Consider the following 19,231-nt stretch of genomic DNA (forward strand, 5'->3'; position numbering starts at 1 on the left):
GCAGATGCATGCGTTGTTCGGACCATCGCCGCAGGGAGGCGGAGTGGAGTTTCGGCTCCACGCGCCCGACGCCGCGACGGTGGAGCTTCTGCTCGGGTCCGACTCCCAGCTTGAGGAGCGGGACGGGACCGGCTTTTCCAAGGTCGTGGTCGCGGGGGTGGCTCCCGGGACGGACCACGCCTTCCGGGTGGACGGGCGCGACGTGCGCGAGCCGGCGGCCGACCTCTTCGGCGAGCCGGCCGCCGACACCGGCCTGGTCACGCGCGGGGGCGCCGGTCTCGGCCTGGGGCCGTGGTCCGCGGCGGTATGGTCCGGCCTATGACGAAAATCCCGCTCACCGGCACCTATCGGGTGCAGTTCACCCGCGAGTTCACCTTCGCCGACGCCGAACGGCTGGTGCCCTACTGGAAGAACCTCGGCGTCAGCCACCTCTACGCCTCGCCCATCTTCCGGGCGCGGACCGGGTCCCAGCACGGCTATGACGTGGTGGACCACGACGCCGTCAATCCGGAGCTCGGCGGGATCGAGGGCCTCAGGCGCCTGTCGGCGGCCCTGAAGGGCGCCGGAATGGGCCTCATCGCCGACATCGTGCCGAACCACGCCGGCGTCGGCGGCACCGGCAACGCCCGTTGGCAGGACGTGCTGGAGTTCGGTCGGCGGTCCCGCAACGCCCGCTTCTTCGACATCGACTGGGGGAGCGGGCCGCTCATCCTGCCGATCCTGGACGGCACCCTGGAGGAGGTGGCCGAGGCCGGCCGGTTCGGCCTCCTGCCCGACCGCAAGTCCGGGCGCGTCTACCTGACGTTCGAGGACCACCGACTGCCGCTCCGGCCGGAGACCATCGGCCGGCTCATCCGCGACGCCGCTGCGGCGACCGGGCGCGACGACCTCGCCGTCATCGGCGACCAGTGGGCGGAGCTGGAATCCATCCGGGCGGCCACCTCGGGCCGGCGGGCCCGGCGCGAGGCCCTCTCGGAAGCACTCGCCGACGACACGGTCCTTCAGGCCGTCCGGGCGGCGGCCGAGCCGTCCCGCATGGCGCAGATCGCCGGCTCCCAGCACTACCTGCTGATGCACTGGCGCGAGGGCGCGGAGCGGATCAACTACCGCCGCTTCTTCGACGTGAACGAACTCGCGGGGCTCCGCGTGGAGGAGCCGGTGGTATTCGACGCCGTCCACCGGCTGCCGCTCGCGCTGATCCGCGAGGGCATCCTGGACGGGCTCCGGGTGGACCACATCGACGGCCTCGCCGATCCGGCGGCCTACTGTCGGCGCCTGCGAGAGGCGGTCGGCCCCGACGTCACCCTCCACGTGGAGAAGATCCTCGGCGAGGACGAGCCGCTGCCCGACTGGCCGGTGGAGGGGACGACCGGATACGAGACGCTGAACCTCGTCAACGGCCTCTTCGTGGACCCGGTCGGCTACGACCTCCTCGCCCGGGACGCGGCGGCGAACGGGATCGAGGGCAGCGTGGAGGAGCGGATCCGAAGCGCCAAGGCCGAGATCCTGGAGCGGTCGTTCTCGGCCGAGCTGGACGTCCTGTCCCGCCTCGGCGCAGACCTCTGCCGGCACCGCGGCCACCCGGTGCGGCTGCGCACCATGCGGGAAATCCTGACCGGGCTGATCGCCGCCCTGCCGGTCTACCGGACCTATGTGACGGACACCGCCGGCGACCGGGACCGGGCCTACCTGCAGGCGGCCGTGGAGGCCGCCCGCCCGGACCTGAGGCGGGGCGGCAAGCGGGCGCTGAGCTTCCTCGTGCAGGTGATCCTGGAGGGCGCGCGCGACGAGGAATCCCGGGGCTTCATCCGCCGGTTCCAGCAACTGTCCGGTCCGGCCATGGCCAAGGGCTACGAGGACACGGAACTCTACCGCAACGTGGCGCTCGCCTCCGTCAACGAGGTCGGCAGCCATCTGGCCCGGCCCTATCTGTCGCCGGAGGTCTTCCACAAGACCCTGCAGGCGACGGCGGCCAGGGGGCTCACCTCGCTGACGCCGCTCTCCACCCACGACACCAAACGCGGCGCCGACACGCGGGCTCGCCTCAACGTGCTGTCGGAGATCGCCGAGACCTGGCTGCAACTGGCTCATCGCTGGCGCGCCCGCCACGCGGACCTGCGCAGGCCGCTGCCGCGCGGCGGCATGGCACCGGACGCGGCCGACGAGTCGCTCGTCTACCAGACCCTGTTCGGGGTCTGGCCGGTGAGCGCGGACCGGGTGCGCGAATACCTCACGAAGGCCCTGCGGGAGGCAAAGCGGCACACCACCTGGATCGACCAGAACGAGGCCTACGAGGCCGCCACCCTCGACTTCGCGACAGCGCTCGTGGAGGGCGAGGCGGGCGCGCCATTCCGGCGCGAGCTCCAGGACCTCCTGGCGACGGCCGACGAGGCGGGGCGACGCAACAGCCTCGCCCAGACCGCGCTTCAGCTGACCATCCCGGGCGTTCCGGACGTCTATCGCGGCTCGGAGTTCTACGAGTACGTTCTCGTCGACCCGGACAACCGTCGCCCGGTGGATTTCGAGATCCGGCAGGCGGCGCTGGAGACCAAGGGGCCGGAGGACGATCCGCCCGGCCGAGCCAAGCAGCACCTGATCGCGACTCTTCTCGGCGTGCGACGGACCTATCCGGACGTCTTCCTCAAGGGCGACTACGCGCCCCTGCCGGTGATGGGCGCCGACGACGTGATCGCCTTCGCGCGCCGCTACGACGGCGAGAGCCTCGTTGTGGTGGTGCCGGTGCGCGGCGCTGGCCCGACAGCCGGCACCGTGGTGGTGGACGTGGGCTCCCTGCCCCAGGCCCGGTGGCGGCCGATCGTGGGCGCGCGGGAGATCCGGGCGGAGGGCCGGCTGCTGCGGATCGGCCGCAGCTCCCTGTCCGCCGTGGTGATCTCCATCGCCCACGACTGAGGCGACGCTCCGAGCGACGAAGTTCCGGGACCGGGCCTGGCGGGAATGGCGTGCCGCGAGCCTCCTGCCGTCCGCCGATCCTTATCGCAGGGCGGCGAGGAGCGCGTGGTCCGGCCAGCCGTCGGCCGGCAGGCCGAGCTGCAGCTGGACCTGCCGGGTCGCCGTGCGCGTCTTGCGGCCGAGCTTGCCGTCGATCGGGCCCGGATCGATCCCGCGCGCCGCGAGCGCCTGCTGCACCTGCTTCAATTCCGCCGCCGAGAGGGCGTCCACCGGCCCGTTGCCCTTGCCCACCGGTCCGGCGCCGGCGAGGCGCGTGGCGAAGTAGGCGGCCGTCGTCGCGTAGACGAGGGACTCGTTCCATTCCAGATAGACGTCGAAGTTGTGAAAGGACAGGAAGGCCGGTCCGTTCCGCCCCATGGGCAGGTAGAGCGACGCCGGAAGGTTGGGCAGCGGCTTGCCGTCGGCGGCGCGCACGCCCGCCGCCTCCCAGTCGGCCGTGGCATGCTTGATGGACAGGTCCGCCTGTTCCCACGGCATGGTGGTTGGAACGTCGACCTCCCGCAGCCACGGCTCGCCCCGGCGCCAGCCGAGCTGGGCGAGGTAGTTGGCCGTCGAGCCGAGCACGTCCGGCACGGAGCGGATCAGGTTGCTGCGGCCGTCGCCGTCGTAGTCGATGCCGTAGCGCAGGTAGTTGGTGGCCAGGAACTGGGTCTGGCCGAGTTCGCCCGCCCAGGCGCCCCGCATCTCCGACGCGGACAGGTCGCCGCGCTCGATGATCCTGAGGGCGTCGAGAAGTTCCTCGCGGAACATCTCCGGCCGTCGGCAGTCGTGGGCGAGCGTCGCCAGCGAACGCAGCGTGTTCATGTCGCCGGTGTTGGCGCCGAAGTCCGTCTCCAGGCCCCAGACCGCCACGATCACCGGGGCGGGCACGCCGAAGTCGCGCTCGATGCGCTCGAACAGGGCGCGCTGCTTCTTGATCTGCGCGGCGCCGGTCTGCAACCGGTAGGAGGCGACCATGCGGCCGGCGAACTCCAGAAAGGTCTGGGAGAAGACGCCCTGGCCGCGGTCCTTGGAGATGACCGACTTGTCGAAGGTGACGCCGGCGAGCGCCGTCTCCACGGTGCCGGGCGAGATGCCGGAAGCGACGGCCTCCTCCTTGAAGTCCCGCAGCCATGGCCCGAAGTCGCTGCCGTTGCCGCACCTCGCCAGGGCCGGCGCCGTCAAGACGCCGAAGGTCAGCGCGGCCGCCGCCGCTGAGCATCGCACCATCCGCTTCATCATCGTGTCCCGAATCCCGGCTGTTCCATAGCCCCGGCGGACCATAGACCGAGGCGGCCCGCCGTTCCAAGGCCGGCGGGCGCCTCGACCGGGGCTTCGCGGTCAGGCCGGCAGCGGGATGAACTCGCCGTCGCCCGGCACCTTCGGGAAGGCGCCGGCCTTCCAGGCGGCCTTGGCGGCCTCGATCCGGTCCGGGTCGGAGGAGACGAAGTTCCACCAGATGTGGCGCGGGCCGTCCATCGGCTCGCCGCCGAGCACGAGCACGCGAGCGTCCTCCGCCGCCGTCACCGTGATGGCGTCGCCCGGCCGGAACACCAGGAGCCGCCCCGGCCCGAACGCGTCGCCGGCGATGGTCACCGTGCCGGAGAGTGTGTAGATCGCCCGCTCCTCGTGGGTGGCCGGGATCGGCAGGCTCGCGCCGGCGGACAGGATGGCGTCCGCATAGATGGTCTCGTGCAGCGTCTCCACCGGCGAGGTGAGGCCCCAGAGCGAGCCGGCGATCATCCGCACCTTCTTGCCTTCCGCTTCCAGGGCCGGCAGGTCGGCCTTGCCCACGTGGGCGAAGGCGGGCGCCGTCTCCTCGTGGGCCTTCGGCAGCGCGACCCAGGACTGGATGCCGAACAGGGAGCTTCCCGACGCCTTCAGGGCGGGGCTCGTCCGCTCCGAATGGGTGATGCCGCGCCCGGCGGTCATCCAGTTCACGTCGCCCGGGCGGATCGGCAGCTCGGTGCCGAGGCTGTCCCTGTGCATGATCTCGCCCTGGTAGAGGTAGGTGACCGTGGCGAGGCCGATGTGCGGGTGCGGTCGCACGTCGATGCCCTGGCCGGTGATGAATTCCGCCGGCCCCATCTGGTCGAGGAAGACGAAGGGCCCGACCATGCGCCGGCCGGCGGCGGGCAGGGCTCGGCGCACCTCGAAGCCGCCGAGGTCGCGGGCCCGCGGGACGATCACCGTCTCGATGGCCGGGTTGGGCTGGGGCAGGCTGGACCGCTCGTCGGTCGGCGTCATGGCGGGCTCCTCGCTCGTTGCGGGTCTGACACCAAGATAGGTCGGTCCGCCGCCGTCGTCTGGAGCCCGATCCGGTGCACGTATTGTTCACGGCTCGTGGCCAATACCTGCTCGCCCCAAGGCCTGCGAAAGCCGCGCGGCGCAGAATGGGGTCGCGCGGTCGTCCGAAATACGTTTGCTTTAAGCAAATACACACTCCTGCATATTACACATCGTATGGTCGCCTGAATGACGTGGAGTGGCCGAACATGCGCTGGATCACCGGCTGGATTGCGGATCGCCGGACGACGACCAAGATCGTGTCGTCCTTCGTGCCGATCCTGGCGCTCGGCGCCGCCGTCGGAATGACCGGCCTCCACTTCGTCGACGGTCTCCAGACCCGCATGGAGCGGACCGCGCGCACCACCGACAGCGTGAGCGGGCTCCAGAAGCTGGCGACCGACGTGAACCGTTTCGCCATGGCGCCGGACGCCGCCCTGGCGCGCGGCATCGACCTCGCCATTCGGGAGCAGGCGGTGCGCCTCGACCAGCTTCGCGCCCTGATGCCGAACGCCGAGGAGATGCGCATGCTCGACCTGGCGGCGAGCTCCGTCAGCGCCCTGAAGGCGCGGACCGAGGAGGCGGGCACAGCCCGCGCCGACCTGATCCGCGCCACCAACGCAATGGAGGACGCCGCCGCGGCCGCCCAGCGGGCGAGCGTCGCCCTGTCCGACGCCGCGACCCGTTTCGACCGGGACGGCAGCCGCAAGGATCAGGTCGCCCGGGACGCGGTGAAGAGCGCGGCCCGCCTGGTCGCCGCGGCGACCGAGATCGAGACCGCCAGCCGATCCCTCGCGGTCCGTCTGGTCGGACCCGAGGATCCGGCGGATGCCGCCGCCCTGGAGGGCTACGGCCCCGCGGCCGGCAAGGCGGTCCGCAAGGCGCGCGCCGTCGCCGGTTCCGCGGCCGACGACCTGAAGGAGACCGAGGCGCTGATCGCATCGGCCAAGGACGCGCTCGGCCGCGCCGGCTCCGGCGATGTCCTCGCCCGTCTGGCCGCCGCCGGAACCCTCGCGCGGGTGGAGACGGCGGCCGCCGGCCTTCGCATCACCGCGACCGCCGCGCTCGTCGGCGCCCTCGACGGCGCGGCCACCGCCGACGGGCTCGCCGTCGCCCGAAAGGGGATCGTGGACGGCGCCAGCAAATATGCCGCCGCGAGCCAGAAGCTCGTGCTCGACGCCCTCCTGCACGCCACCACGCGCACTGCGGAGACCCGCGCCAGCCTCGGCGCCCAGGTGGACCAGGTGCGCCAGATCGCCGACGTCGTCTCCACCGACGCGGCCGCCGTGCCGGAGATCGCCGGCCTGTCGACCATGGTGCGGCCGCATCTCGACGCGGTGATCGCCGACGCCGACGCGCTTCTCGTCGCCGACAAGGCCGCAGAGGCGAGCCTGCAGGCGGTGAACAGCGACCTCGCCCGCGCGTCCGCCGTCCTCACCCAGCTCGCCGCCCTCGAAAAGGCCGCCGCCGCCGCCGATCGGACGGCGGCCGTCACGGGCATCGGCGCGGCGCTCGGCGCGGCCGTTGTGCTCAGCCTTCTGATCGGCACCGCCCTCGTGCTGATGATCCCCCGCCCGCTCCGCACCCTGACGGGCGCCATGGAACGTCTCGCCGCCGGCGACACCGACATCGCGCTCGCCGGCGAGCGGCGGCGTGACGAGATCGGCGACATGAGCCGCGCCGTGGCGGTGTTCCGCGACAACGCCCTGGAGCGCCAGCGGCTGGAGGCCGACGCCGCCCGGGACCGCGAGGCGCGCGAGGCCCGGCAGCAGACCGTCGAGGCCCTCGTCCGCCGGTTCGAGGAGCAGGCGGAGGACCTGCTCGGCTCCGTCGGGGCCAGCGGAGCGGCCTTGCAGGCGACCGCGGACCGGCTCGGCGGCATCGCGTCCGCCACGGCCGCCCGGGCCGTGTCGGCGCGGAACGCCTCCGAGGAGGCGTCCGTCAACGTCCAGACCGTGGCGAGCGCGTCGGAGGAACTGTCCGCCTCCATCGAGGCGATCTCGTCCGACGTCCAGCGGACCATGTCGATCGTGGAGGCGGCCCGGTCGCGGGCGGCCCGCACCAACGAGCAGGTGGAGGCCCTCTCGAACGCCGCGACGCGGATCGGCGACGTGGTAAAGCTCATCTCGTCCATCGCCGAACAGACGAACCTGCTCGCCCTCAACGCCACCATCGAGGCGGCCCGGGCCGGCGAGGCCGGGCGCGGCTTCTCGGTCGTCGCCGGCGAGGTGAAGAGCCTGGCGGGGCAGACCGCCAAGGCCACGGAGGAGATCGCCACCCAGGTGGCGGCCATCCAAACCTCCACGGCCGACGCGGTCGGCGCCATCGAGGCGATCGTCGAGACCATGCAGGAGATCGACCGGCGCACGGCGGAGATTTCCGCGGCCGTCGCCCAGCAGGGTTCGGCCACGGTGGAGATCTCCTCCAACGTCCACCACGCGGCCGCCGGCACCTCCCGCGTCGTGGCCGACATGGACGACCTCAACACCGCCGTCGAGGAGACGTCCGAAAGCGCGGAAGCGGTCCAGAAGGCCTCTGCCGGCATGCGGGCCACCGCCGACGAGCTGAAGGCCGCGATCGGCGGCTTCCTCAGGGGCGTCGCAGCCGCCTGACAGGCGATCCCGCCGGTGCTGGAGCATTCTCCGATCAAGTTGCACGACTTGATCGCCGAGAGAATGCTTCAGCTTATTCAAGCTGGAGCGATGTCTTATCAACCTGACATTGTCGTCAGGTCGGAAAGCGCTCCAGGCTGCCCCGGCGGGCCACCTGGACGGCGCGCCTAATGGCCAAGCCGAAGCTCCGGAACAATCCGCCGGCCTTTGTGTTCATCCCTGCGTCGCCACCGACGCAAAGAGGGATACGCACATGGCCAACACCGGCCCCATCAACCGCGGCACCGAATCGGCCGCCGTCACCGGTACCGGCACGAGCGCCGACGCCGACACCCGCCGCCTGCAGGATGAACTCGCCGAACTCCGCCGCGAGCTGACGCGCGTGTCGTCGCTGGTCGGCGACATCGCCACCAACCGTTACGAGGCCGCCAAGGAGCGCGCCGCCGGCTATGCCGAGGAGGCCGTCCGCCAGGGCGCCGTGCTGCGCGACGAGGCCTATGCCCGCGCCGGCGCGCTGGAGGCGGAAGCCGAGCGCACCATCCGCGAACGGCCGCTCGCCGCCGTCGCGATCGCGGCCGGCGTCGGCTACATCATCGGCCTCATCTCACGCTCGCGGTGACCTCATGCTGGGACCGCTCGTCTCCGCCCTTGCCCTCGCCCAGGCCAAGCAATCGGCCGAGCGGGCCGTCCGGTCCCTGGTGCTCGGCGTCGCCATGGCCGTGGTCGGCCTGGCGGCGGCGGGCTTCCTCGTCGCCGCCATCGTGATCGCCCTTTCCCGGGCGGTCGGACCCATCTGGGCCTGCCTGATCGTCGCCGTCGTGTTCGGCCTCATCGCGGGCGTCCTTCAGATGGTGCGCTCGTCCATCAGGCGCCAACGTTCGACCGGACCCGGGGCGCTCGCCATGCTGGGCGGCCTCGGGGCCGGCGCCGCGGCGGGCTCGCGGGCCGGCGAGGCCGCGGCGGACGACGCCCTGCCGTTCCGCCGCCGCACGGCCGGGCGCAGCCCCTTCCTCACCAGGAAGGCGCTGCTGGTGCCGGCAGCAGCCTTCCTGGCGGCGCTCTTCGTCGCCCGCCGCTGACCGGCGGGCCGGCGCAGGACCATGGTCGAGCGTCCAGGACGTCAGGGCATTCTGCGATCGAGTTGCACGACTGATCGCCGAGAGAATGCTCCAGCTTGCTGAATCTGGAGCGATTTCTCGTCGACCTGACGATACCGTCAGGTCGGAAAGCGCTCTAGACGATGTCCTGGACGCTCTCCTTGGCGACCGTCTTCTGCCGTTCGAAGATGAAGAGCCCGGCCGCTATGATGATGCCGGCGCCGATGAGCATGTTCGTCTTCGGCACGTCGCCGAAGATCAGATAGCCGAACACGATGGCCCAGAGCAGCAGCGTGTACTGCAGCGGCGCCACGACCGCCGCCGGGGCGAGCTTCAGCGACCGGTTGATCAGGATGTGGGCCGACATGGCCACGATGCCGAGGCCGGAGAGGAGCGCCATGTCGATCGCCGTCGGCGTCACCCAGCCGAACGGCGCCATGACGGCGCCGGCCACCAGGGCGCCGGCCGTCTGCCAGAACACGAGCGTGGTGTCGGGCGTCGCCCTCAGCTGACGGCTCTGCACCACCATCAGGGCGTAGCAGAGGCTGCCGACGATCGAGATGATCGACGGCCATGACAGCGTCTCCCCGGACGGCGCGAGCACGACCAGGACCCCGATGAAGCCGACCAGGATGGCGGTCCAGCGCCGCCAGCCCACGCGCTCGCCGAGCAGGAAGGGCGACATGGCGGCCACATAGATCGGACCGGCCAGATAGAAGCTCATCACGTCGGCGATCGGCAGATAGACCACCGCCCAGTAGAAGAGCGTCACCTCCACGGTGGAGCAGATCACGCGCACCACCTGGATCCCGGGACGCTCCACCTCCACGAGCCGGCGCACGCCGGTGCGCAGGATCATGGGCGTCATCACGACGAGGGCGGCGAGGCTGCGGATCAGAAGCACCTGCCCCACCGTGTAGGTGGCGACCAGCCACTTCCCCATCACGTCGTTGAGGGCGAACATGAAGTCGCCGAGGAGCATCAGCACCACGCCGAGCGCGATGGTGTTCTTCTGGCGGTCGAGGGAGGTGGCGATCTGGGCGAGCACGATGGACGGATCCCGCGAAACGGCGGTCCGCGCGGCGCGGCGGACGCCCCGCCGCACCTATCAGGTCTTAGTGCCTCGCGCGAGCGGTCAGTTTTGCTCAGGCCGGGTCAGGGTGCGGCGCACCGCGTCGGCCCAGCCGGCGAGCTTCAGCGAGCGCACCTCGTCGTCCATGACGGGCAGGAAGCGGCGGTCGAGCCGCCAGCTCTTCGAAAAGCCGTCCCGGTCCGGCCACACGCCGGCTTGCCGCCCGGCCAGCCACGCCGCCCCGAGGGCGGTCGTCTCCAGCACCGTCGGCCGGTCCACGCAGGCGTCGAGGAGATCGGCGAGGCGCTGCATGGTCCAGTCGCTCGCCACCATGCCGCCATCCACCCGCAGCACCGTGTCGGCGCCGCCGGACCAGTCGCGCCGCATGGCGTCGAGAAGGTCGCGGGTCTGGTAGCAGACCGCCTCCAGGGCCGCCCGGGCGATTTCGTTCGGGCCCGTCGCGCGGGTGAGGCCGTAGATCGCCCCGCGGGCGTCCGCGTCCCACCAGGGCGCGCCGAGGCCCGTGAAGGCCGGCACCAGGTAGACGTCCTGGCCCGGGTCGGCCGCGTCGGCCATGGGGCCGGTCTGGTCCGACCGCTCGATGATGCGCAGGCCGTCGCGCAGCCACTGGACGGCGGCGCCCGCCACGAAGATGGAGCCCTCCAGAGCGTAGGTCGTCCGCCCGTCGAGCCGATAGGCGATGGTGGTGAGGAGGCGGTTGCGGGAGGGCACGAAGTCCGGGCCCGTGTTCAGCACCGCGAAGCAGCCGGTGCCGTAGGTGGACTTCATCATGCCCGGCTCGAAGCACGCCTGGCCGACGGTCGCGGCCTGCTGGTCGCCCGCGATGCCGAGCACCGGCACGGCGGCGCCGAACAGCCCCGGATCGGTGGTCCCGAAGGCGGCGGCGCTGTCCATCACGTCCGGCAGCATGGCGCGGGGCACGCGCAGGAGCCTCAGAAGGTCGTCGTCCCAGTCGCCGCGACGGATGTCGTAGAGGAGCGTGCGCGAGGCGTTGGTGGCGTCGGTGGCGTGCACCTTGCCGCCGGTGAGCCGCCACAGGAGGAAGCTGTCGACGGTCCCGAAAGCCAGGCGCCCGGCCTCCGCCCGGGCGCGGGCGCCGGACACGTGGTCGAGGATCCAGGCCACCTTGGTGCCGGAGAAATACGGGTCGAGGATGAGGCCGGTCCGGTCCGAGACGGTCGGCTCCACGCCGTCGGCCTTCAGCCGGTGGCAGATCTCGGCGGTGCGGCGGTCCTGCCACACGATGGCGTTGTGGATCGCCTTGCCGCTGTCCCGATCCCACACGACGGTCGTTTCGCGCTGGTTGGTGATGCCGATGCCGGCGAGGTCCGCCGCCGACAGGCCCGCGTCCGCGAGGGCGAAGCGCACCGTCTCCACGGTCGTCCGCCACAGGTCCTCCGGATCGTGCTCCACCCAGCCGGACGCCGGGAAGTGCTGCGGGAACTCCTGCTGGCCGAGGCCGCGCACCCGATAGGCGTCGTCGAACACGATGGCGCGGGTCGACGTGGTGCCCTGGTCGATGGCGAGAATGAAGCCGCTCATGGTGATCCTCCCCGAGCCGGCGGGGGACTCCCCTCCCCTCGCCCGCCGCTGCTTTTGCTTCTTGAGTCGAACTGTCAGTCGGGCTGAAACGAAAGTCAATCGAAACTGAAGCGAAAGTCTGCCGGGCGGGGGAGCATCACCGGTCGATGCGGGTGGAGAGCAGGATCGATGAGGTGGTCCGATCCACGCCCTCCAGGGCGCCGATCCGATCGATGATGGCGTCGAGCTCGCTGACGGAGGGGGCGGACACCACGGCGATCATGTCGAACGGTCCGCTTACGGAATGAAGTTGCCGCACCTCCGGCAGCCGCCGCAGCGCCGCCTCCACGCCGGCCGACGCCTTGGGGTGGCACGCGATGGTGATGTGCGCCCGCACGGACCGGCTCTCCACCTCGCCGGCGAGCTTCACCGTGTAGCCGACGATGATCCGGCCGCTCTCCAGACGGGCGAGCCGGGCGGTCACCGTGGTGCGCGACAGGCCGAGCCGCCGGGCGATCTCCACCGTGGAGGCCCGGGCGTTCTCCCGCAGCAGCGCGAGCAGCGCCTTGTCGGTGTCGTCGATCTGCATAACGACAACTCTAGCTGGACAGACTGCACAGATCCAGCCGCGTCTTCGTCCATACGCGCCTTGCAATTCGACAGCACCCTCGCTGAGGCTCAAGGCTTCGACAGATCATTCGAGGAGGACGGGATGAAGAAGGACGTGGTGGTCATCGGTGGCGGCAAGATCGGGTCCACGATCGCCGGCATGCTCATCGGCAGCGGCGACTATGCGGCGACCGTGGTGGACCGGTCGCGCGAGGCTCTCTCCCGCATCGACGTGCCGGGCGACGTGGAGACCGTGGCGCTCGACATCGAGGACACGCTCGGCCTGACCCGCCTCCTCAACGGCCGCTTCGCGGTCCTGTCCGCCGCCCCGTGGCACCTCACCATCCGGGTGGCCGAAGCGGCCCGGGCGGCGGGCGTGCACTACCTCGATCTCACCGAGGATGTCGCCACCACCCGACGGGTGAAGCAGCTGGCGACGGACGCCTCGACGGCCTTCGTGCCCCAGTGCGGGCTCGCCCCCGGCTTCATCTCCATCGTAGCGTCGGACCTGATCAAGCGCTTCGACGCGGTCGACAGCGTGCGGATGCGCGTCGGCGCCCTGCCGCAATTTCCGTCCAACGCCCTCAACTACAATCTCACCTGGTCCACGGACGGGGTGATCAACGAGTATTGCGAACCCTGCGAGGCGGTGGTGAACGGGGTTCTCCGCGAAGTGCCTCCGCTGGAGGAGCGCGAGGAATTCTCCCTCGACGGCGTCGCCTACGAGGCCTTCAACACCTCCGGCGGGCTCGGCACCCTGGCCGAGACGCTGGCCGGCACGGTGCGGACCCTCAACTACAAGACCATCCGCTACCCGGGCCACGCCGCCATCATGAAGGCGCTTCTCAACGACCTCCGTCTGCGCGACCGACGCGACATCCTGAAGGACATCCTCGAGCAGGCTGTGCCGACGACGCTCCAGGACGTGGTGATCGTGTTCGTGACGGTCAGCGGCACCCGCAACGGCCGGCTGGTGCAGGACACCTACGCCCACAAGGTCTACGCCCGGCCGGTCAACGGCATTCTCCACTCGGCCATCCAGGTGACCACCGCCGCCGGCATCTGCGGCGTGCTCGACCTTCTGGCGGACGGCGCGATGCCGTCGCGCGGCCTCGTCCGCCAGGAGGACGTGCCTTTGAAGACCTTCCTCGCCAACCGCTTCGGCCAGGTCTACGCTGCCGAGGACGGTCTCGCCCACGCGGCTTGAGGCGCAACGGATTGGATCGCGAACGGGGCGGGTCAGGAGTTTTCCTGACCCGCCCCGTTTCTCGTTGTGAGGGACCGGAACCGTCGGCGCTGGGCGCGTCCGTCAGGAACGCTAGAGACAGCCAAGCCGTCGCGACGCTGCGGAGATCCCGCACGACATGTCGTTCGGATGCACATCGCAAGCACATTCCACCGTCAGGCTAAAGCTTCCGCCTGCTACTCTGGTGTTCTTTACTGGAACGGCAAATCACCTTAGGGTCCCGCCCGATCGAACTGCCGCCAGTATGAGCGTTAGACTATGCCGTGCATGCAACGAGCCTTGACCCGTGTCGTCATTTACGTCGGACTGTTGGGATTGGTGGCTGGTTGTTCCGGTGGCGGTGGCGGAGGAGGTGATGGCGACAGCACCGCGTCCACGCCCGCGCTCCAGGCCGTCCTCGATCGGTTCGTCAGCGCGGGCGCCGCGTCGGCGTCCTATCTGAGCGCCTTCAACGAGACCGCGGCCGACCAGGTCCGGTCGTCGGCGGAATTCGCCGCGCAGGATCGCAGCGTCCTCATTCAGAGCAGGCCGTACGACACCTTCTCCTACGACGCGATCAACGCCGAATATCCGCTGTCCGTCAGCCTGACCGGCGCCGGCCAGACCATTGCGGTCGTGGACAGCGGGTTCCGGCTGACGCATGACGAACTGGCGGGGAAGACCCTTTCCACCTTCGGCAGCTTCAACGCCGAGGACCATGGCACGGGCGTCGCGGCGGTCGCGGCGGGCAGTTGGGACGGTCGCGGCATGATGGGCGTCGCTCCAGGGGCGAGCCTTCATCTCTCCTCCTACCGGCTTGGCTTCGCCGGCCGCGCCGACGCCACCCTCGACGCTCTGAACAAGGGCGCGGTGGTGCAGAACAACTCCTGGGGCTTCGTGGACCAGAGCGGCCGGACGATACCCATCTCGTCCGTCCAGGCATACCTTGCGGCCAATCCGGGCGAGAGCGTCGCCGCCGCCATCAGTGCCACGGTCGGCGGCTCGGAAGCGGACATCACCAGGTATATCGACGCGCTCCGCGCCTTCACCGACCGGGGCGTCGTGGTCTTCGCGGCCCCGAACGAGACCGACACCGCCAGCCTCTCGGTGCTGGACGCGCTTCCGATCGTCGTGCCGGATCTTCAGAAGGGCTGGCTCGTCGCCACCAGCAGCGACGCGAGCCTCTCCGGCGACGAGGTGGTCTCGGCCCGCCGCCTGTCGGCCGCGTGCCTGGAGATGGCGCACAGCTGCCTGGCCGCGGAAGGCGTCGTCTACACGGCGGACGCCACCTCCGACACGGGCTACAGGCTGGCGTCCGGGACATCCTATGCGGCCCCGCAGATCTCGGCCGGCGTCGCGCTCCTGGCACAGGCCTTCCCGAACCTGCCGGCGAGCGATCTCCGCCGCCGGCTGCTGGCGAGCGCCAACAACCGGTTCTATGGCCACACGGGCGAGACCGACTTCGGCAACGGGGTCGTCCACGGCTTCAACGAGGAGTTCGGCCACGGCTTCATGGACCTGAAGGCCGCCCTCCTGCCGATCGGCGGCGTCGGCCTGCCGACCGGCAACAGCGCCTATGGCGGGATCGCACCACTCGGCTCGGCCCAGGTGTCGGCCGGGCCCGCCTCGGGCGACGCGCTGGAACGGGCTCTCGAAGGCCAGTCGATCACGGTGTTCGACCGGTTGGGCACGGACTTCGCGGTCTCCGCCATGGCGCTCTACGGCGGCACCACCGCCTCCACCCTCTCCGAGCGCCTGGACCGGTTCGCCGCGCCGGAGCGCCGGGTCGGCGGCACGGCGCTGGCCTCCTTCGCGCTGTCGGCGGGCGGGGACGACGCGGGCTGGGGCTGGAGCCTTCATGCGGGCGAGAGCACCGACCTCCTGCACCACCTCGGACTCGTGGCGTCCGAGACCGCCCTTCCGGTCGGCCCGGCGTCGCTCGCGGCCCTTGCGCCCGACGCATCGGCGGTCGGCATCAAGGCCGAGCTCGACGCCGACACCTCCGTGTCCGTGTTCAGCGTCTCCAGCGCGTTTACCGAGGAGAGCTGGTCGACGGAGGCCGACGGCGTCACCGCGTCGGGCGGCGGCGTTTCGCTGTCCCAGACCATCGGCGCGTCGACGCTGTCCTTCGGCGCCTCCTTCCTGACCGAGTCCGACGCCCTCCTGGGCTTCGCGGTGGACGACCCGTCCGGCGATCTCGACGCCCTGTCCGGCAGCCTCAGTCTGGGCTTCTCCACGCCGCTGCCCATGGAGGACACCTCGCTCATCCTGTCGGCGGAATTCGGCATGGGCGAAAGCAGCGGCGACGGCATGGTCCGGCAGACCGGGACGGCCGCGTTCAGCACCTTGGGGGCGGCGATCCGGACCAGGTCCGTGTTCGGCGTGAACGACGCCCTGACGCTGTTCGCCCGCCAGCCGCTGCGGATCGAGAGCGGCTCCGTGGACGTGATCGTGCCGAGCGGCCGGACCCTCGACGGCACGGTTACCGAACGGGCGCTTTCGGTGGACCTCACCCCGTCCGCGCGCCAGGTCGACCTCGGTTTCGAGTATTCCGCGGCTCTCGGCGACCGGACGCAGGTGCGCTTCGGCGCGGCCCTGTCCCACAACGAGGAGCACGTGGCGGGCGAGACGGGCCTCAGCATCATGGGGGCGCTCCGCCAGACGTTCTGACGACCGGGCGGTCGCTCCCGCACGCGCCAAGGCCCGGAGCGGACCATCTGTCGCGTTCGGGCCGGCTCGGCTATGGTCGCCCGCCCTGCCCCCGTTCGGATGCCAGCCGATGACCGCCTCGTCCCTCGACGCCCTTCTCGCCGACCTCCTCGACCAGGAGCGGCGGCTCGTCTTCCCGAGCTTCGACAACGACACGGCCATCGACCTCGGCCTCGCCATCGTGGCCGAGGCGCGCCGGCGGGGCCTCGCCGTCACCGTGGACGTGACCCGGGTCGGCCAGCAGATCTTCCACATGGCCCTCCCCGGCACCAGCGCCGACAACGACCAATGGGTCGCGCGCAAGACCGCCGTCGTGATGCGGTTCGGCCACTCCTCCTACTACATGGGCCGGAAGGCGGTGCAGAAGGGCGTTCCGTTCCACGAGGCCCACCTGGTGGACCCGCTCGCCTATGCGGCCCATGGCGGCTGCTTTCCGGTCACCGTGGCGGGCACCGGGCTCGTCGGAACGGTCACGGTGTCGGGCCTGCCCCAGGAGGAGGACCACGCGCTCGTTGTCGCCGTCCTGGAGCGCTTCCTCGTAGACCGGTTCGGCGGCTGACACCATTTCCCGGCGCCGGCGGGAATGACAGCTCCCGTCGGGCCGTTCTCTACCGGGGCGTCCGCCGGCGGTCTAACCGTCCGATTGGCGCGCCGGCATACGGCCGGAGTTGAAGCGGCGCGAGCCGCCCGACGCGTCGTGTCTTTTGCGGGGCACTGCCGCTCCTTCGGCGTGCATTCATCCAGTATTCATCTTCGTCATACTTGGCGCGCCTCGGCCTGCGTCTTGCCGCAATCGGCCTTTTTGCAGCGCCGATGGCGCCGTCGCGCGCGCTCTTTTTCCTCCGACGCTCGCTCTTCTCTGCACGGCTATCGATCCGTCAGGAACCAACCGACAGGTCTGCGGTTCTTTCCGCACTGTTCGTCCGAGTTGAGAAAGCGAAGACCATGGACAAGAAGAAGCAGCGCCTGCTCGCGGGCGTGTTCGCACCCGTGATGCTGTTCGGCGGCGTCGCCGCGGCCGGTCCGGCCGAGGGTCCCCTCCTGTTCGCCCAGGCCGAGGATCCGCTCCTGGTGCCGCCGCCGGGCGCCGACGAGCCGGAGGAGCAGAACCGCCGCCAGTCCGAGCCCGAACCGGAGGCCGAGGCACCGGCCGAAAGCGAGGCGCCGGCCGAGGAACCCGCCGCCGAGGAACCGGCTGCGGAAGAGCCGGCCGCCGAAGAGCCTGCAGCGGAAGAGCCTGCTGCCGAAGAGCCTGCTGCCGAAGAGCCAGCCGCTGAAGAGCCTGCTACGGAAGAGCCCGCTGCCGAGGAGCCTGCTGCCGAGGAGCCCACCGCGGAACAGCCGGCCGCCGAGGAGCCCGCTGCCGAACCGGAGGCGGAGGAGCCCGCCACGGAGGCGCCCGCGTCCGACGAGCCGCCCGCGCAGAACCGGACCGGCGAGCAGCCGGCCGAGGATGCCGGCGAGACCGAGGGCGACGCCCCCGCGACCGAGGAGGCGCCCGCCACCCAGTCCTCCCCGGAGGAGTCCGAAACCCGGTCCGAGGATCCCGCGGCCGATGCGCCCGAGGGCGAGACGAGCGGCGAATCCGACCGCGACGCCGGGACGACGAGCGAGCCGGAGGCCGGGACCGAGCGCACCGGCGAGGCCGATCCGTCCGAACCGGAAGCCCAGCAGCGCCGGAGCACCGTCCGCGAGGAGCTTCGCCGGCGCCAGCAGGAAGGCGAGCCGACCGATCAGGCCGAGGACACCGAACGGGCCAACGAGCCTGCCGCCGAGACCGATCGCGCCGCCGACCAGCCGGAAACGGACACGGAACGCACGGCCGACCAGCCGGAGACCGATACGGACCGGACCGACACCGAGCGCGCCGGCGACCAGCCGGCCGATGCGCCGTCCGCCGCCGCCGCGGACGAGGACCCCGCCCGCACCGAGGAACGGCGAGACCGGATCCAGGTTCTGGAAGACCGGCGCGAGCAGCGCCTGGAGGAATTGGAGCGCGACCTCGACGAGGATGAGCGCACAGCCCGAAGGGAGGAACGCCGGCGCGACCGCGAAGCCCGCATCCGCGACCGCGAGGAGCGCCTGCGCGCTTTCGAGCAGCGGGACGTGGAGCGCCTGGAGGACATCCGCCGCAGCCGCGAGGAGCGGCGCGACGCGGCCGGCCGGATCATCATCGAGGAGCCGGGCGACCGCCGGATCATCCGCACCGAGGATCGCACGATCATCCAGTACAACGAGATCGACCGGCTCGGCTTCGGCGCCGAGGACGTGACCACTGACCGCGACCGGGACGGTCGCACGGTGACCACCATCGTCCGGCCGGGCGGCGTGCGGGTCATCACCGTCACGGACGAGGAAGGCCGCGTGCTTCGCCGCGTCCGCCGCGCGCCGGACGGCGACGAGTACGTCCTCTTCGACAACACCCGCTTCTACGAGCGCGACCGTGATCGGGATCGGGACTACGAGGACTACTATGTGGTCGACGTGCCGCCGCCGGTGATCGACATCCCGGAAGACGAGTATATCGTGGAAGCGGACGAGGCCTCGCCCGACCTCATCTACGACGCCTTCGCGGCGCCGCCTGTCCAGCGCGTCGAGCGGCGCTACAGCCTGGAGCAGGTGGTGAACACGCCGGCGCTCCGCGAGCGGGTGCGCCGGGTGGACATCGACACCATCACGTTCGACACCGGGTCGGCGCGGGTGAACGAGGACCAGATCGGAGCCCTTGAGACGATCGCCGACGCCATCCTGAACGTCCTGAAGAAGAACCCCAACGAGGTCTTCCTCATCGAGGGCCACACGGACGCGGTCGGCGCCGACATCGACAACCTGTCGCTGTCGGACCGGCGGGCCGAGGAGGTGGCGTCGCTCCTGACCGAGTACTACGACGTTCCGGCCGAAAACCTGACCACCAAGGGCTACGGCGAGCAGTACCTTAAGGTGGACACGGAGGGCGCCGAGCGTGAGAACCGCCGCGTGACCATGCGCCGGATCACCGACCTTCTGCAGACCAGCCAGGCGCAGTAAAGCCGGCGCGCCGAAGCCGCACGGGAAGGCCGTCCGCTCCGGCGGGCGGCCTTTTTGGCGTTGTCCGGCGTTCTTGGGCGATCAGGCCGGTCGGGACTCGACA

At 70.9% G+C, this 19,231-nt stretch carries 14 protein-coding genes; 9 read left to right on the top strand and 5 right to left on the bottom strand.

Features of this window, described 5'->3' with window-relative positions:
- Positions 1 to 43: 43 nt before the first annotated feature.
- Entirely contained in the window at positions 44 to 322 is a 279-nt protein-coding gene (locus HND91_RS09000; RefSeq protein ID WP_181706228.1) for an early set domain-containing protein, read from the top strand.
- Entirely contained in the window at positions 319 to 2,910 is a 2,592-nt protein-coding gene (treY, locus tag HND91_RS09005) for a malto-oligosyltrehalose synthase (RefSeq protein WP_181706229.1), read from the top strand. Before HND91_RS09000 ends, treY begins: the two co-directional genes overlap by 4 nt.
- An 81-nt stretch (positions 2,911 to 2,991) precedes the next feature.
- Here the strand turns inward: treY and HND91_RS09010 are convergent, their stop codons facing one another.
- Together HND91_RS09010 and HND91_RS09015 are read right to left on the bottom strand one after the other, a co-directional pair.
- The gene (locus tag HND91_RS09010; protein ID WP_246329377.1) at positions 2,992 to 4,179 is read right to left on the bottom strand and encodes a lytic murein transglycosylase; all 1,188 of its coding nucleotides are present in this window, start codon (positions 4,177 to 4,179) and stop codon (positions 2,992 to 2,994) included.
- A gap of 111 nt (positions 4,180 to 4,290) precedes the next feature.
- Complete coding sequence (locus tag HND91_RS09015; RefSeq protein WP_181706230.1) at positions 4,291 to 5,196, bottom strand: pirin family protein; 906 nt, start codon at positions 5,194 to 5,196, stop codon at positions 4,291 to 4,293.
- A gap of 248 nt (positions 5,197 to 5,444) precedes the next feature.
- Between HND91_RS09015 and HND91_RS09020 the strand changes: the two genes are divergently transcribed.
- The 3 genes from HND91_RS09020 to HND91_RS09030 all read left to right on the top strand — a co-directional run bounded on the left by HND91_RS09020 (position 5,445) and on the right by HND91_RS09030 (position 8,926).
- Positions 5,445 to 7,847, top strand: coding sequence for a methyl-accepting chemotaxis protein (locus tag HND91_RS09020; protein ID WP_181706231.1), 2,403 nt, complete (start codon positions 5,445 to 5,447; stop codon positions 7,845 to 7,847).
- A 253-nt stretch (positions 7,848 to 8,100) separates the two neighbouring features.
- Positions 8,101 to 8,466, top strand: coding sequence for a glycine zipper domain-containing protein (locus HND91_RS09025; RefSeq protein ID WP_181706232.1), 366 nt, complete (start codon positions 8,101 to 8,103; stop codon positions 8,464 to 8,466).
- Positions 8,467 to 8,470: 4 nt separating this feature from the next.
- Positions 8,471 to 8,926 carry a phage holin family protein gene (locus HND91_RS09030; protein ID WP_181706233.1) on the top strand — a complete coding sequence of 152 codons (456 nt, stop codon included), beginning with the start codon at positions 8,471 to 8,473 and terminating at the stop codon, positions 8,924 to 8,926.
- Positions 8,927 to 9,080: 154 nt separating this feature from the next.
- Here the strand turns inward: HND91_RS09030 and HND91_RS09035 are convergent, their stop codons facing one another.
- The 3 genes from HND91_RS09035 to HND91_RS09045 all read right to left on the bottom strand — a co-directional run bounded on the left by HND91_RS09035 (position 9,081) and on the right by HND91_RS09045 (position 12,147).
- Positions 9,081 to 9,995, bottom strand: a complete 915-nt coding sequence (locus HND91_RS09035) for a DMT family transporter (RefSeq protein ID WP_425485431.1) — start codon at positions 9,993 to 9,995, stop codon at positions 9,081 to 9,083.
- An 84-nt stretch (positions 9,996 to 10,079) separates the two neighbouring features.
- Complete coding sequence (gene glpK, locus HND91_RS09040) at positions 10,080 to 11,579, bottom strand: glycerol kinase GlpK (RefSeq protein ID WP_181706234.1); 1,500 nt, start codon at positions 11,577 to 11,579, stop codon at positions 10,080 to 10,082.
- A gap of 136 nt (positions 11,580 to 11,715) precedes the next feature.
- Positions 11,716 to 12,147: an Lrp/AsnC family transcriptional regulator gene (locus HND91_RS09045; protein WP_181706235.1), complete on the bottom strand. Its 432-nt coding sequence runs from the start codon at positions 12,145 to 12,147 to the stop codon at positions 11,716 to 11,718.
- Positions 12,148 to 12,270: 123 nt separating this feature from the next.
- On the opposite strand from HND91_RS09045, the gene HND91_RS09050 reads away from it, so the two are divergent.
- The 4 genes from HND91_RS09050 to HND91_RS22660 all read left to right on the top strand — a co-directional run bounded on the left by HND91_RS09050 (position 12,271) and on the right by HND91_RS22660 (position 19,128).
- On the top strand, positions 12,271 to 13,374 hold the full coding sequence (locus HND91_RS09050; protein ID WP_181706236.1) for a saccharopine dehydrogenase family protein: 1,104 nt from the start codon (positions 12,271 to 12,273) through the stop codon (positions 13,372 to 13,374).
- 357 nt (positions 13,375 to 13,731) lie between these two features.
- Entirely contained in the window at positions 13,732 to 16,062 is a 2,331-nt protein-coding gene (locus HND91_RS09055) for a S8 family serine peptidase (protein WP_181706237.1), read from the top strand.
- 109 nt (positions 16,063 to 16,171) lie between these two features.
- Positions 16,172 to 16,660: a heme-degrading domain-containing protein gene (locus HND91_RS09060; protein WP_181706238.1), complete on the top strand. Its 489-nt coding sequence runs from the start codon at positions 16,172 to 16,174 to the stop codon at positions 16,658 to 16,660.
- A gap of 386 nt (positions 16,661 to 17,046) precedes the next feature.
- Positions 17,047 to 19,128: an OmpA family protein gene (locus tag HND91_RS22660; RefSeq protein WP_181706239.1), complete on the top strand. Its 2,082-nt coding sequence runs from the start codon at positions 17,047 to 17,049 to the stop codon at positions 19,126 to 19,128.
- Positions 19,129 to 19,231: the final 103 nt, after the last annotated feature.

It is taken from the genome of Chthonobacter rhizosphaerae, assembly GCF_013839525.1.
Classification (GTDB): Bacteria; Pseudomonadota; Alphaproteobacteria; order Rhizobiales; family Pleomorphomonadaceae; genus Chthonobacter; species Chthonobacter rhizosphaerae.

Excerpts from the sequence above, each read along its gene's own strand:
- treY (WP_181706229.1), top strand. The coding sequence starts at position 319 with ATGACGAAAATCCCGCTCACCGGCACCTATCGGGTGCAGTTCACCCGC.
- HND91_RS09010 (WP_246329377.1), bottom strand. The coding sequence starts at position 4,179 with ATGGTGCGATGCTCAGCGGCGGCGGCCGCGCTGACCTTCGGCGTCTTG.
- HND91_RS09015 (WP_181706230.1), bottom strand. The coding sequence starts at position 5,196 with ATGACGCCGACCGACGAGCGGTCCAGCCTGCCCCAGCCCAACCCGGCC.
- HND91_RS09020 (WP_181706231.1), top strand. The coding sequence starts at position 5,445 with ATGCGCTGGATCACCGGCTGGATTGCGGATCGCCGGACGACGACCAAG.
- HND91_RS09025 (WP_181706232.1), top strand. The coding sequence starts at position 8,101 with ATGGCCAACACCGGCCCCATCAACCGCGGCACCGAATCGGCCGCCGTC.
- HND91_RS09030 (WP_181706233.1), top strand. The coding sequence starts at position 8,471 with ATGCTGGGACCGCTCGTCTCCGCCCTTGCCCTCGCCCAGGCCAAGCAA.
- glpK (WP_181706234.1), bottom strand. The coding sequence starts at position 11,579 with ATGAGCGGCTTCATTCTCGCCATCGACCAGGGCACCACGTCGACCCGC.
- HND91_RS09045 (WP_181706235.1), bottom strand. The coding sequence starts at position 12,147 with ATGCAGATCGACGACACCGACAAGGCGCTGCTCGCGCTGCTGCGGGAG.
- HND91_RS09050 (WP_181706236.1), top strand. The coding sequence starts at position 12,271 with ATGAAGAAGGACGTGGTGGTCATCGGTGGCGGCAAGATCGGGTCCACG.
- HND91_RS09060 (WP_181706238.1), top strand. The coding sequence starts at position 16,172 with ATGACCGCCTCGTCCCTCGACGCCCTTCTCGCCGACCTCCTCGACCAG.
- HND91_RS22660 (WP_181706239.1), top strand. The coding sequence starts at position 17,047 with ATGGACAAGAAGAAGCAGCGCCTGCTCGCGGGCGTGTTCGCACCCGTG.